At 35.2% G+C, this 17,714-nt stretch carries 1 protein-coding gene; it reads left to right on the top strand.

Annotation, left to right across the window (positions count from 1 at the left end; genetic code table 11):
• Nucleotides 1–393: 393 nt before the first annotated feature.
• Entirely contained in the window at nt 394–17,706 is a 17,313-nt protein-coding gene (locus Q0945_RS04185; protein ID WP_299431081.1) for a T9SS type B sorting domain-containing protein, read from the top strand.
• Nucleotides 17,707–17,714 lie beyond the last annotated feature (8 nt).

Below are 17,714 nucleotides of genomic sequence, written 5' to 3' on the forward strand. Positions count from 1 at the left end.
ACTTTTATCATATATTTTTTTAGTAAAAAAAGAGAATTTATTTTGTGCAAAAAATATAAAAAACACATAAAACTACTCTAAAATTTAGTGTTCATTTACTTGAAAAACATTCCTTATTTTGAGCATTTCTTATAAAAATAACACCTTAAATAAAGACAATTTATACCTTTTTAATTAAAAAAATAAACAAAAAACCTCATTAAAATACGAGAACCCTTGTTTTTGTAACATTAGGTAAATGTGCTTTCACAACAATAAAAGAGCATGTTACAACATAAAATTCTACACATCATTTATATAATTAATATTTGTTTTAGTAAAATCCCCCCAATAGGAATAGAATCTGTTTTCTAAAATCTTTGGAAATTTTACCAAAACATAAGATGTGACCAAATGAAAGCCATTACTTTTAAGAAACCAAACCTACTTTTTTTTATACTATTCCTTTTTTTATTAGGATTTTCAGGATTTTCGCAAGTAAAAAACGACTTTGATGTTCGATATTCAGCAGATATTCGCGGTGAGCTAACTTTCATAGCCAACAACATTGTTAATAGAGAAACTGGATCCTGGAATTGGAGTTGGTCTCAATGGCAATGGGTATGGACGGGTAATGGACATGATACTGCCAATATCCCTTATAACTCTACAGGTCCATCATCAATGTCGAATGATAACTCTCATATGTATTATATTGACATTGATACTGATGATTCCACATTTAGCTCCAGTAGTGCCACATTAGATGTTCCAGATGAAGGTTGCGCCTTAGTTAGATATGCGGGTCTTTATTGGGGTGCCGTTTATGTAAACTCGGACAGGAGCAATATAGACAATATAAAATTTAAAACTCCAAATGGTTCTTACCAAGATATAACAGCAGACGAAATCCTTTTTGATGGTAATGGCGATACAGATTTTGGATATTATAGCCCATATGCTTGTTATAAAGATGTAACCTCTATAATTACAGGTCTTGCAAATCCAGATGGAGAATATACTGTTGCCAATGTGCTTGCTAGTAATGGTCGTGGAATTTCAGGTGGAATTTCAGGTGGTTGGTCTATGGTAATAGTTTATGAAAACCCCAACTTACCTGGTAGTAAATACATTACCACTTTTGATGGTTATGCAGGGATTGCATCAGCTGCTCCAGATGTTGAAATTCCAATAAGTGGTTTTACTACATTGCCAGCACCTTTTAATGTACGTGCTAATATAGGGGTAGCGGCTCTAGAAGGAGATAATGCATTTGGTGGTGTTAATGGAAATTCGGGAGATGGTTTAGCTATTAATGCAACCATTCCTTATGACCCTATCGCTTTCACTCCATTAAACAGTACCGTAAACCCTGTAGATAACTTTTTTAACTCCAGTATTTCCATTGACCCAAACATAGTAACAACACGTAATCCTAACAGTACAAACACCTTAGGTTGGGATGTAGATTTATTCCCTGTTACCAATGTCCCTAACAACAATGTAATTCCTAACGATGCTACTAATGCCGTTTTACGCCTTAACTCCGATCAAGACAAGTATGATGTTTTCTTCGTTTCCTTTGATGTAGAAATTATAGAACCCAATATTGTATTAGAAAAAAGAGTAAATACCCCTGGCGGTGTAGATATTACAGGGCAAGGGGTAAATCTTGGACAGACTCTAGACTATGTATTATCTTTTCAAAACATTGGTAATGATGATGCTAATAATTATACCATTAGAGATGTTCTTCCTGTAAATGTTGCTCCGCCAAATGGAACAGACTTTACAGCTGCAGACATGGTTTTACCAACAGGCGTAACTTATGTTTATGATCCAGCAACACGAACCGTTACTTTTACCATACCTAATAATTTAGTAGAACAAGGGCTTACTCCTTATTCCATTCGAATGCGTGTACAAGTAGCAGAAAACTGTTTTGATTTTGTTAATGCTTGTTCCGATTTAATAGAAAATATAGCCTATTCTACTTATAGTGGTGTTGAAAATACAGCTATAATAACCGATGATCCTAGTGTAACAGATTTCAATGCCTGCGGTTTTGTTATCCCAGGAGCTACTAACTTTTTACTAGATGACCTTTCTGACTGTAGTTTTGAAAGAACGGTTGAACTATGTGGTAATGAAGCAATATTAGATGCAGGAGATGGTTTTGGAGGATACGAATGGAGAAGAGATGATAATAATAATGGCATTTTTGACCAAACGGATACCATAATAACCGATGGCGATCCAGACAACGACCCAAGTACAATAATTGTTACTGAAGTAGGTACTTATATTGTAGATAAAGAAGATCTAGATCCATGTAAAGGTTTTAAAGAAATAATCCATGTAGAACCTTATGGAACAGGGAGTATTACAAACCCAATAATTGAATATTTTAATGATGTAAATAGCGATACTGACCCTGCAAATGATTTAGCAGGTGAAATTGTTCAATGTAGTATAGATAATGATGAATTGCCTAAACTATTTTTATGTGGAATTAATGATACCAGACTACTTCAAATTAACATATTAGATACGCAAAACATAGTATGGGAAAGGTTAGTTGAGGGTAGTTGTGAAGGGGATGACCCTGGCGATGATTGCGCAAATAAAAATTTAACATGCGACTGGAATGAAGTAAGTACAGGTAATAACTACCTAGTTAATGATGCTGGTAAATATAGATTGTCTGTAACCTACCAAAACGGATGTACAAGTCGTTTCTATTTTAATGTTTTTCTAAATACTTTACCTATATCCTTTACAAAAGAAGATATAATTTGTTCTACAGATGGATATATTAATATGAATCCATTAGGAGCGGGTTATGGTTACCAATTGGTAGATGATGCTACTGGTAATGTTATAATCCCTTTTAGTGCAAATAACGGCCCTAATTTTGATTTTGGAACAGGAGAAAATGGAGCATATAGAGTACAAGTAACACAACTAGACAGCACTGGAACTCCAATTGTAGATGGTTGTATTTTTGAAACTCTAGTAATTGGTATTATAGAAAGAGATGTACAGTATAATGTAAATGTTACTCCTGCAAACTGCACGACTTTAGGCACAGCTACAATACAAGTGACTAATGCAGATGCAAAATATTACTATGAAATTAGATTAAATGATGGCTCCAATGGAGGACTAGGAAGTATTGTTGACACTAGTACAGCTGCTGAAGATGATAATAATTTTACTTTCACAGGTTTAAATGCAGGCAATTATATAGCCTACGTAACAACAGAAGATGGTTGTTCTTATAATGAACAAATTACTATTATAGATGAAAATGATTTAGACTTAACAGCCCAAGTATCGCAACATATTAGTTGTAAAGAAGGGAATATTCAAATGGATTCAGACGGTGGGCTAACACCACATACCTATGCCATTTGGGAATATGTTGATGAAACAGGCACAACTATAACATCTTACCCAACTATTAATGATATACCTCCTTCAGAATATCAGACCAGTGTAATTTTCGATATTCTAGAACCAGGAGACTATACATTTGTAGTAGTAGACAGAAATAGTTGTCATGCGATATCAAATACCGTAAGTATTGAATTTCAACCTGCAGCAGAATTTGACCCAATATCTATTACAGATGTATTGTGTTTTGGCGATACTACGGGATCTATTCAATTTAATCTGCTAAGTGCCAACGGTTATCAACTTACATATTATTTATTTAATGCTGTAGGTTTTGATGAAGACAACTATAACCTAGCAACTGCTTTAGATACAAATACCTCGGGTTATTTTCCAGATTTAACAGCTGGTGATTATGCTATAGCAATTAACCAAAGAAAAGGAAGTTCTTCTTGTGATTACTTTGAATATTATTCTATTTCTACTCCTAGTACTGCTTTAAGTGCAGATTCATCCCTTATTAATGATTATACTTGTACACAAGACGGAATCATAGAAGCTCAAAATGTAACTGGTGGTACCGCTCCTTATGCGTATAGCATAAATGGAGTTACTTTTATTCCAGATACAACCCCTAACGCACATAGATTTGAAAATTTAACTGAAGGAACTTATACTATAACAGTAAGAGATGCTAATGGTTGTTTATTTCCAACAGACCCAATAACATTAGATCCACTAAATGAACCTAATGATTTAACTTTTACTGCAACAGCCCCTAATTGCCCAGCACAAACATCTAATGTAACAGTATCTGTAGTAAACGGTAATACTCCTTTTGTTTTTGATATTATTGCACCATCAAACATTACAGCTACTTCCATTTCTGGTTCTACAGCAAATTTTGACAATCTTGCTCCAGATACATACACCTTTAGAGTTACTGACAATAAAGGGTGTATATATACCGAGAACTTTACAATAAACCCTGTAACTCCAATGGATGTTACTGGTGCATTGGTCGCTAATGTTTCTTGTGTTGGTGCTGCAGATGGTGCTGTTGACTTTACTGTAAATGGTTTTGCTAGTACTTATGCATATACTATTAATGCTGGTACAGCAATAACTGCACAATCTGCTAATACAATTAACCTAACTGGTCTTACGGCTGGTGATTATACCATTGTTGTTACGGACGAAACTACAAATTGTACAGACACTAGTACTATTACGGTTAACCAACCTACAAATGCTTTAGCTATTGACAGTATTGTACCAACGGATCCAACATGTATTGCAGATGGTAGTGTCATTATTAGTGTATCTGGGGGATGGACAGGTTATACCTATGAAATTATAGACCCTAGTTCAGTATCCACCACAAATACAACAGGAACTTTTACAGGAATTTCAGATACTTCTGCAGCATATACGGTAAATGTTACCGATGCTAATGGATGTATTGTAACTGGAAACTTTACCCTAAACCCAACGGTAGCTCCTGTTTTAGAAGTGAACGCTAATAGCTTATGTTATGATAGTGCTACAGGATTAGTTTTAACTGCCAATGTAACTTCTGGGGGAGTAGCACCATTCCAGTATCGTTTAATAGGAGGAGCTTACCAAAGTGAAGAAGATTTTACAGGTTTAACTCCAGGTAATTATACTATTGAGGTTATTGATAGTAAAAATTGTACTGCTACTGCAAGTATTGATGTTTTTCCAACATTAACTGCCAGCGCTGCATTAATAAAAGATTTAGATTGTTCCGCAACACCAGATGCTGAAATTAGCATTACGATGTCTGGCGGAAATCCAACATTTAATTTCGAAGTGCTTAGAGATGGTACTTCTATACAAGCAAGTACTGCAGTACCTAGTATTCCTTTTTCGTATTTCACTACTACTGCTGGTACCTATGAATTTATTATTACAGATACTGAAAGTTGTACGGTTACTACCAATCAAGTTATTGTTACAGAAAACAACCCACCAACAGTAGTTGAAGTTATTACTGAGCCTCTTTGTAATACTAGTGCAGATGGTGCTGTAGAATTACAAATCTCAGGTGGTCTAGCTCCGTATCAAATTGTTTTTGATGGTAGTACCCCTTCAACTCAAACTACCTATGCAGGTTTATCTAATGGTACTTATAACTATACCGTAACAGACGCTAAAGGTTGTGTAACAACAGATAGTGTTACCCTTACTGCTCCAACAGTAATAGCTCCTGGAACAATAAATATAGTTCAAGATTATAGATGTGATAACACTTCAGCTACAATTCAAGTTACTGGATATTCTGGAGGAACTCCTGGTTATACCTTTAGTTTAGATGGGGTTAACTTCCAAGGTTTAGATACATTTAGTACTGGAATTACGGCAGGGTCTTATACCATAACTGTTAGAGATGTTAATGGGTGTACTGAAGATACTCCAGCAATTGTAATTGATCCACTAAATGAACCTACAGATTTAACTTTTACTGCCACAGCTCCTAATTGCCCAGCGCAAACATCTAATGTAACGGTAAACGTTACCAATGGAAATGCTCCTTTTACTTATGAAATTATTGGCCCTGCAGCAGCAACTACAAATACTTCTGGAATAACCTCTGGTATATTTACAGCTCTTGCTCCAGATACATACACCTTTAGAGTTACTGACAATAAAGGGTGTATATATACCGAGAACTTTACAATAAACCCCGTAACTCCAATGGATGTTACTGGTGCATTGGTCGCTAATGTTTCTTGTGTTGGTGCTGCAGATGGTGCTGTTGACTTTACTGTAAATGGTTTTGCTAGTACTTATGCATATACTATTAATGCTGGTACAGCAATAACTGCACAATCTGCTAATACAATTAACCTAACTGGTCTTACGGCTGGTGATTATACCATTGTTGTTACGGACGAAACTACAAATTGTACAGACACTAGTACTATTACGGTTAACCAACCTACAAATGCTTTAGCTATTGACAGTATTGTACCAACGGATCCAACATGTATTGCAGATGGTAGTGTCATTATTAGTGTATCTGGAGGATGGACAGGTTATACCTATGAAATTATTGACCCTAGTTCAGTCTCTACCACGAATACAACAGGAACTTTTTCAGGAATTTCAGATACTTCTGCAGCATATACGGTAAATGTTACCGATGCTAATGGATGTATTGTAACTGGAAACTTTACCCTAAACCCAACGGTAGCTCCTGTTTTAGAAGTGAACGCTAATAGCTTATGTTATGATAGTGCTACAGGATTAGTTTTAACTGCCAATGTAACTTCTGGGGGAGTAGCACCATTCCAGTATCGTTTAATAGGAGGAGCTTACCAAAGTGAAGAAGATTTTACAGGTTTAACTCCAGGTAATTATACTATTGAGGTTATTGATAGTAAAAATTGTACTGCTACTGCAAGTATTGATGTTTTTCCAACATTAACTGCCAGCGCTGCATTAATAAAAGATTTAGATTGTTCCGCAACACCAGATGCTGAAATTAGCATTACAATGTCTGGCGGAAATCCAACATTTAATTTCGAAGTGCTTAGAGATGGTACTTCTATACAAGCAAGTACTGCAGTACCTAGTATTCCTTTTTCGTATTTCACTACTACTGCTGGTACTTATGAATTTATTATTACAGATACTGAAAGTTGTACGGTTACTACCAATCAAGTTATTGTTACAGCAAACAACCCACCAACAGTAGTTGAAGTTATTACAAATCCTCTTTGTAATACTAGTGCAGATGGCGTTGCTGAATTACAAATCTCAGGTGGTCTAGCTCCGTATCAAATTGTTTTTAATGGTAGTACCCCTTCAACTCAAACTACCTATGCAGGTTTAACAGCTGGAACATATAACTATACCGTAACAGACGCTAAAGGTTGTGTAACAACAGATAGTGTTACCCTTACTGCTCCAGCAGTAATAGCTCCTGGAACAATAAATATAGTTCAAGATTATCGTTGTGATAACTCTTCAGCTACAATTCAAGTTACTGGATATTCTGGAGGAACTCCTGGTTATACCTTTAGTTTAGATGGGGTTAACTTCCAAGGTTTAGATACATTTAGTACTGGAATTACAGCAGGGTCTTATACCATAACTGTTAGAGATGTTAATGGGTGTACTGAAGATACTCCAGCAATTGTAATTGATCCATTAAACGAACCTACAGATTTAACTTTTACTGCAACAGCTCCTAATTGCCCAGCACAAACATCTGATGTAACGGTAAACGTTACCAATGGAAATACTCCTTTTACTTATGAAATTATTGCACCTGCTACTGCAACTGCAAATACTTCTGGAGTAAACTCTGGTATATTTACAGCTCTTGCTCCAGATACCTACACCTTTAGAGTTACTGACAATAAAGGGTGCCAAATAGAAGAAAATTATACAGTGGTAGATATTCCACGAGTAGCTGCAATTTCGCAATTGACTAATAACGTAAGTTGTTTAGGTGCTACTGATGGTGCATTTACTTTTACAGTAAGTGATTTTGCTACTACTTATAGTTATACTGTAGAAAATAGCGCTACTACAGTAGTACAATCGCAAAATAACATAAACCTTACAACTGCAATAGCTGTTAGCGGATTTGCAGCGGATACCTATACGGTTACAATAACAGACGATACAACAAATTGTACAGCAACAACTAGTATGGTAATAAATGACCCTGCAGCTGCTTTAGACTTTACATTTTCGAACACACCTGTTACTTGTATAGAAAATAGTACTATAACGGTTACCGCAACAGATGGTTGGGGTAGTTATGAATACCAATTAGAGAATACTGTTGGCCCTGCTATAGTTTATGCATACCAAAGTACTAATGTATTTACAAATGTAGCTGCAGGTACTTACACTATTTATGTAAGAGATGCTGGTGGTTGTATTGTTGATAAACCAATAACACTTACTACTGCAGATGCTCCAACAATTGCAGTAGATGCCTCTTCAGATTATTGTTATGATGGTACTGATCAAGCATCACTCGTAATTAATATTACCGATGGTGTAGCTCCATATACTTATAGTATTGATGGTGGTTCGCAAACGGCTGTAGTTGGAAATCCGTTTACAATTGTAAACTTAACCCCTGGAACTTATAATATTCAAGTAACCGATGCTTATGGATGTATATCTAACATTCTTTCAGAAACTATTGAACCTCAATTAACAGCAAACTCTGTTTTAACAAAAGGACTAGATTGTACAGTTTTTCCAGAAGCAGTAATTGATGTTACTATAAATAATGGTTATTTACCATATGCATATTTTGAGGTAAGTACAGATTCTGGTACTTCGTGGAGTACAACAACAACAATAACAGGAAACAGTTTTACCTATACGGCTGCTACTGCAGGAACTTACGATTTTAGAATTACAGATAATAATGGTTGTACTGTTATTACACAAACTACAGTAAACCCTATAATTAATCCTGTAATTACGTCTTTAGTACAAACCGTTGATATTTTATGTAATGGTGATGAAGGCGCAACAATAAACGTTAATATAGATAATACACAAGGTACTGCTCCTTTTGCTATTTCTGTAGTAAATACAACAACTACTACAAATTATGGTACACAAACAGCTGGTTTACCCGCTGGAACCTATGAGGTAACTGTAACAGATGCAAAGTCTTGTACAGATGTGGAAACTATTATAATTTCAGAACCAAATGTAATTAGTTATAGTATAGACCTTGTACCTATTACTTGTATAGCTACTGGTACATCTCCAGGATCTATAACCGTAGAAAATACAACAGGTGGAGTAGCAGAATATACATATTATTTAACTGGAAATAATGGTTTTTCTGCAACCTATAATACTACCTCAGGAGGTGAAGATCATACGTTCCCTATATTAGAGTTTGGTATTTATGAAGTTGATGTAATTGATGCAAACGGATGTTCTGTAGTAACTACGAACATCATAGCATCTCCACCAGATGATTTAGATATTGATGTATCTGCATTAACAGCTGATTGTACTACAGGTGGTACTGCAGTAGTAACAGTAACTACAGCAATTTTAGGAACAAATTATGAATTTGGAATTTTAGATAGTTTTGGTGTTCCTTATGCATCAACGTATTATGCTCCTGATGTTGCTAATGGTCCTACACATACCTTTACTGGATTAAAACCTGGATTAACATATACTTTTGTGGTACATGATATTACTACAAACTGTTATTATTTTGAAACTGCTGCTGCACCAATTAATACACTTTCGAGACTTACATCTACATTAGATACAGTTTCTAATATTACATGTACAGGAAGTGCAGATGGTAATGTTACCTTCACTTTTGATAATTATGATAGTGGCGCAACACAAGTTAGCTATGAAATTTTTAACTCTCAATCTAATGTTACAACTGGAATAGGAAATACATTAAATGTAAACCCTCCAGCTGTAGGTACTGGTAGAACCGTTTCAAATGCTGGACCACTTCCAAGAGGAGTATATTATATCTTATTTACAGAAATAGGAGGAGCATATCCTGATTGTACTACTACATCAGCAGAATTTACAATAACAGAATCTAATAATTTACTTGCTGTTACTGCAACTGCTGATACAAATGATAATTGTAATGTAAATGCAGGACAAATTTCAGCAATTGGGCAATATGGTACAGCTCCATACGAATATCAACTTGCATTAAGTACTGATCCAGCACCAACTGCTGCTACATGGTCTGGTAGTTCTACCAATGTATTTAATGTAGAAGGTGGAGATTATATCGTTTATGTAAAAGATGCAAATAATTGTATTCAATTAGATGCTATAACTTTAATTACAGATCCAACACCAGAAATTAGCGTTGCTATTAATGATCAATGTAGTGCCATTGAAGGTGCTTATTCTGTAGATATTACTTTAGATGCCATTGGGATTGTACCACATACTATTAGTGTTGATGGTGGTGCACCACAAGCAAGTACATTATCTATTGTTGGCGACGTAATGACGGTTACCAACTTAAGTTCTGGTGCACATACATTTACCATTTCTGATGTAAACGGATGTACTGAAACTGAAAATATTACTATATATCCTCCTTTAACATTAGGAGCTAATGTATCTGCCGCTGATAACTGTGATCCAGCAAATTCTGGTGAAGTAACAGTTACTGCAAACGGTGGATCAGGAAACTATAGTTATACACAAATAACTCCAGCAGGACCAACAAATACAACAGGTGTATTTACTGGTTTAACACATTCAGTTGCATATACTTTTGAAGTAGAAGATACTACAACAAATTGTTCAACACCTGTAACTATTACACTAGATGCTCCTGCTAATCCAACATTTACTTTAGTACCGACTGCTGTTAGTTGTTTTGGAGGAAATAATGGAACTATTACAGTAAATTTAAATGCAGGGAATATTGATGTTGCTTATGCATATAGTTTAGATGGTGGAACCACAACGCAACCAACAAATGTATTTAACGGCCTTACGCAAGGAACATATAATGTAACTGTAATTTCAGCCAAAGGTTGTCAAACAACATTACCTATTGATGTTATAGAACCAACGGAGCTAGATATTACAGCTTCAGCTTCTGCATTTAGTTGTAACGATTCTGCAAGTACCATAACTGTTACTATTAATGATGCAACTCCTGGAAATCCTTCTGGAACAGGACCATATGTTTATAGTTTTGATAACGGAGCTAATTACCAACCAACAAATACTTATGAAGTACCTTTTGGTTCTTCAGATGTAACTGTTGTTGTAAAAGATGCTAATGGATGTACTGTTAATGAAATTGTATCCATACCAGCTATCCAAGAGGTAACGGCTAGTATTACTCAAAATCAAATTATTGATTGTGATAATGGTCAAGAAATTATTGAAATTGTTGCAGCAAATGGCTCTGGAACATATACCTATGCAGAACTTCCAAGTGGTACTGCAGTTGCAGATCCAACGAATATAATATTAACTAGCCCTGGTACTTACATTTATGAAATTACAGATACGGTTACTAATTGTTCCGTTACTGTAGAACATACTATTACTCCTTATGATTTAATCGATGTAACTGCAGCACTTGTAAGCGATGCTACATGTAGCGATAGTACAGACGGAGTAATACAAGTTACTATTACAGGTTATACAGGTACTTTTAACTATGAAGTGTTTGACAATACTGGTACAGCTGTAGCGGGTACTGCAAACTCTGATAATGCAACAAGTGATCCTTATATTTTCAATGTAGCTTCAACTTTAGGAGCTGGAATATATTCTGTAAGAATTACGGAAACAGCATTCCCTGAATGTGTTGGTACCTCTAATACTGTTACTATAGATGCTCCAGAAGCTTTAGCTCTATCTTTAGTAAGCAATGTAAATGCTAATTGTATTGAAACGAATGCTATTGTAACCGTACAAGCTACAGGAGGAACTGCAGCATATAGTTATGGTGCTTCTATTAGTGGTGCTGGTGACCCAGGGGTTTATCCTTTTGATAATACCATAGAATTAGACCCAACAACAAGCTTAAACTGGGATATTTACGTACAAGATGCTAACGGGTGTGTAATCGCAGTGCCATTAGCTATCACCGTAGATACAGATACAACTCCTGATATTTCATTAGCTATTGACGACGAATGTGCAGATGAAGGTAGTTTTGGAATAACGGTTTCATTAGATGCCATAAATACAGGTATTGCTCCTTATACTATGCGTATTAATGGTAGCGCTTTCCAAAGTATTGCTAGCTTCCCTTATACTTATACAGGTTTAACAGCTGGTGCTTATACTATTGAAATAAGAGATGCTAATAATTGTTCTGAAATTGAAAATATTACTATAGATCCTGAATTAACAGTAAGTGCAACACCTTTAACACAACCTACTTGTGCTACTAATGATGGTGTTATAGAATTTACTGTAAACGGTGGTTCTGGAACTTTTACCGCTACCTTATTACATTCAGATTTATCTGCAACAGGTATAGCTCCAACTGCTAATCAATTTACTGGAGTAGGATTTGGTGACTACATTGTTAGAATAACCGATAATACGTTAGGTACTCCTAATTGTACAGCCGATGCTCCAATATCTTTAGAAGAGCCTACTGCTGTTACGCTAAACACAACACAAAAAACAGATATTACTTGTAATGGTGATGCTAACGGAACCATTACAGTTAGTTTAGTAACTCCTGCTGTTGGTGTAAATGATAATCCACCATATTCTTTTACTATTGATAATGGGGTAGACCCGGCTCAAACTAATGGTACTGGTATATTTACAAATCTTAATCCTGGTACTTACGCTATTACAGTAACTTCAGATAGAGGTTGTACAGAAACCGATAGTATTGAAATTATTGAACCTACTATATTAGTAGCTAATGCAACTTTAACAACAGACTTTACTTGTGCTGCGGATAACACCACAAGTATAGCAACCATTACTGCAGATATTCCTACGACTGGTACTGCTCCTTATACTTTCAGTATAGATGGTACTAATTTCTTTACAACTAATACTTTTGATGTTGTGGATACTGGGGCTGTACAAAATATTACTGTAACTGTTAGAGATAATAATGGTTGTACAGATGATGATACTGTTATTATTAACCCTATTAATACATTTACTGCTGTTGTCTCTCAAGTAGATGCTATTACTTGTGATATTGCTAATCCTGAACAAGTATTAATTACCGTTACTGATAATGGAAACCCAACTAATTCATATACATACGAATTATTACCATTAGGTAACACAAACGGTACTTTAACAGCAACTCCTACTAATGTTACAGCTGAATTTAACTTAACACAAGTGGGTAGCTATACTTTTAGAATTACGGACACAAATACTGGTTGTTACATTGATACAGCGCCTTATGATATTGCACAGTATGATTTAATAGAAGTAACAGCGGCACTTGTAAGTGATGCTACTTGTAGCGATAGTTCTAATGGAGAGATGAGTATTCAAATAAATAATTATACTGGTAATTACTCTTACCAAATATTTGATAATACTGCAACTGCCGTTGGCGGAATTGTTAACACTGATACTTCTGTTAACCCAAGAACTTTAAATGGTCTTGCTGCAGGAATTTACTATGTAGAAATAACCGCAACAGATTCTCCTTTCTGTGACGATACCTCTAATACTGTTACTATAGATGCTCCAGAAGCTTTAGCTCTATCTTTAGTAAGCAATGTAAATGCTAATTGTATTGAAACGAATGCTATTGTAACCGTACAAGCTACAGGAGGAACTGCAGCATATAGTTATGGTGCTTCTATTAGTGGTGCTGGTGACCCAGGGGTTTATCCTTTTGATAATACCATAGAATTAGACCCAACAACAAGCTTAAACTGGGATATTTACGTACAAGATGCTAACGGGTGTGTAATCGCAGTGCCATTAGCTATCACCGTAGATACAGATACAACTCCTGATATTTCATTAGCTATTGACGACGAATGTGCAGATGAAGGTAGTTTTGGAATAACGGTTTCATTAGATGCCATAAATACAGGTATTGCTCCTTATACTATGCGTATTAATGGTAGCGCTTTCCAAAGTATTGCTAGCTTCCCTTATACTTATACAGGTTTAACAGCTGGTGCTTATACTATTGAAATAAGAGATGCTAATAATTGTTCTGAAATTGAAAATATTACTATAGATCCTGAATTAACAGTAAGTGCAACACCTTTAACACAACCTACTTGTGCTACTAATGATGGTGTTATAGAATTTACTGTAAACGGTGGTTCTGGAACTTTTACCGCTACCTTATTACATTCAGATTTATCTGCAACAGGTATAGCTCCAACTGCTAATCAATTTACTGGAGTAGGATTTGGTGACTACATTGTTAGAATAACCGATAATACGTTAGGTACTCCTAATTGTACAGCCGATGCTCCAATATCTTTAGAAGAGCCTACTGCTGTTACGCTAAACACAACACAAAAAACAGATATTACTTGTAATGGTGATGCTAACGGAACCATTACAGTTAGTTTAGTAACTCCTGCTGTTGGTGTAAATGATAATCCACCATATTCTTTTACTATTGATAATGGGGTAGACCCGGCTCAAACTAATGGTACTGGTATATTTACAAATCTTAATCCTGGTACTTACGCTATTACAGTAACTTCAGATAGAGGTTGTACAGAAACCGATAGTATTGAAATTATTGAACCTACTATATTAGTAGCTAATGCAACTTTAACAACAGACTTTACTTGTGCTGCGGATAACACCACAAGTATAGCAACCATTACTGCAGATATTCCTACGACTGGTACTGCTCCTTATACTTTCAGTATAGATGGTACTAATTTCTTTACAACTAATACTTTTGATGTTGTGGATACTGGGGCTGTACAAAATATTACTGTAACTGTTAGAGATAATAATGGTTGTACAGATGATGATACTGTTATTATTAACCCTATTAATACATTTACTGCTGTTGTCTCTCAAGTAGATGCTATTACTTGTGATATTGCTAATCCTGAACAAGTATTAATTACCGTTACTGATAATGGAAACCCAACTAATTCATATACATACGAATTATTACCATTAGGTAACACAAACGGTACTTTAACAGCAACTCCTACTAATGTTACAGCTGAATTTAACTTAACACAAGTGGGTAGCTATACTTTTAGAATTACGGACACAAATACTGGTTGTTACATTGATACAGCGCCTTATGATATTGCACAGTATGATTTAATAGAAGTAACTGCAACCGCTATTGACCCAGTAATCTGTTTCAATGATGGTAATGGTTCAATTGAAATTAATATTACTGGTTATAGTGGTACATATGATTATCAAGTATTTGATGATTCAGATAACCCAATTGGAGCGCAAGTTAATACAGATACAAGTGTTAATCCAAGATTAATTACAGGTCTTAACGGTGGTAATTACTACGTAAGAATAACAGAAACTACGGAGCCTTTCTGTGACGATGATACTAATATGGTAACTATAGTATCTCCAGATATGGACTTAACCGAAATAACTACTGTTTTAACAAATGTTGAATGTACTAATGATCAGGGAGAAATAAGTATATCCCCAACAGGTGGTTTTGCTCCTTATGATATTACCGTTACTAATACAACAACAGCAGAAGTATTCGATACTGCTTTTGATGTAACCACAATTTTATTTACAGGATTATCTGCAGGAGACTATAGCGTTACCGTTGTAGATGCTGGTGGATGTTCTATTACAAATAACTATCCTAATTTATTGGTAATGCCACTTGCAGTAACTGCAAATGCAATTCCATTAAATACTACTTTAGCTTGTTTTGGTGATAAAACAGCAACAGTATCTGCAACAAATGTTATAAATGGTAGTGGTAGTTATGAGTATCAAATTAATTATTACGATAGTACAGGTACTTCTATTACATTTACTTCTGGACAACAAACAAGTCCTGATTTTACAAATCTTGGTCCTGGCATATATAGTATTACTGTTTCTGATGGATGGAATTGTGATGTGGAAACTAATCAGGTAACTATTACAGAACCAACTAGAATAGAAGCAACTTTACTACGTACAGACCCATTAACTTGTGCAACAGGAGTAGAGTTTGAACTAAGTGCAACAGGCGGTAGTGGTACTTACGAATATAGTTCAGATAATATTACTTTTCTACCTATGACTAGTAATCCAATGCCATTACCTGAAACAGGTATATTAGGTGCAGGGGAACATCAATATTTTGTAAGAGATTTAGGTGGCGCATGTGCTTCTGTAGCTTCAAATGCTATTACAGAAAATGCTATAGTTCCTCTTACTTTAACGGTTGATACTTCCGCTGCTATCATTAGTTGTAATGGAGAATCTACAGCAACTATATATGCAAGTGCAGATGGTGGATTAGGTAACTATCAATATGAATTATTTACGGATGCTGCTTTAACAATAGGATCAAGAATAGCAGGACCACAATCACAAGGTGAGTTTGGTAATCTACCAGCAGGTACATATTATGTAAATGTAATCAGCGAAGATTGTACAGCTCCTGCAGAAGAAGTAATTATAACAGAACCAACGCCTTTAACTTACACTGAAGAAGTTATAAATGTTTTATGTAATGGTGAAGAAAATGGTAGTATAACAGTAACTCTTTCTGGAGGTTCTGGAGGGTATCAATATGCTATTTCTCCAAACTTAAACCAATTTGATACTACTAATACATTTACAGATTTAGCTCCTGGTGACTATACTATTATTGCACAAGATCAAAACGGATGTTTTGAAGAATTAAATTATACTATTACTGCTCCAGACCTTTTAACAGTAGATCCAAACGTAATAACCCCAGAAACATGTATTGGCGATGAAGATGGTGCTATTACTATTAACATTCAAGGAGGAACAGCGCCATATAGAACAGCAATAAACTCTAATTCTGAGACAGATTTTGTACAAGATCGTTTAGACTTTACAAATCTTGCTGCAGGGAACTACCTAATATTTGTTAGAGATGTTAATAACTGTGAAACTAATATTGTTGTAGATGTAGAACCTGGTGTTAACCTTAATGCAACTATTGTTCCTGTTTATGAGTGTAGTGGAGATGTGCCTACAAATTATGTAAACATAACCTTAGAAGATTCTAGTGTTTTAGGAGATGTATTATATGCAATAGACTCTACGGATCCTAATGATATGCAATTGAATCCTGATTTTAGAAATTCTACTCCAGGAACACATTACATAGCAATAGCACACGCAAATGGATGCGTACAAACCTTTGATTTTGAAATAGAAGATTTTGAACCTCTTGTTCTATCTCTTGAGCAACGTAACCTTAATGAAATTACAGCAGTTGCAACAGGAGGAAAAGAAGAATACACCTTTATCATAGGCGATAGAGATAATGGTACAGATAATACTTTTAGAATTAACCGTACAGATACCTATACTGTAACCGTTATAGATGAAAATGGTTGCGAATCTGAAGCAAGTATTTACATGGAATTTATAGATATTGATATACCAAATGTGTTTACCCCAGATGGCGATGGTCTTAATGATACTTGGTTCCCAAAAAACCAAGAAGCCTTCCCAGAAATACTAACTATCATTTTTGATCGTTATGGTAGAGAAGTTTATAGAATGGGTATTAATGATAATCCATGGGATGGTCTTTACCGACAAACAGAACTACCAACAGGAGATTATTGGTATGTAATAAAATTACGTGGAGAAGAAGACGATCGTGAATTTGTTGGCCACTTTACTTTATACAGATAAAAACTTAA

Origin of the sequence: uncultured Maribacter sp. (assembly GCF_947500405.1) — a bacterium.
GTDB lineage: Bacteria > Bacteroidota > Bacteroidia > Flavobacteriales > Flavobacteriaceae > Maribacter_B.

Coding starts and splice junctions, on each gene's coding strand:
- Q0945_RS04185 (WP_299431081.1), top strand. CDS start 394: ATGAAAGCCATTACTTTTAAGAAACCAAACCTACTTTTTTTTATACTA.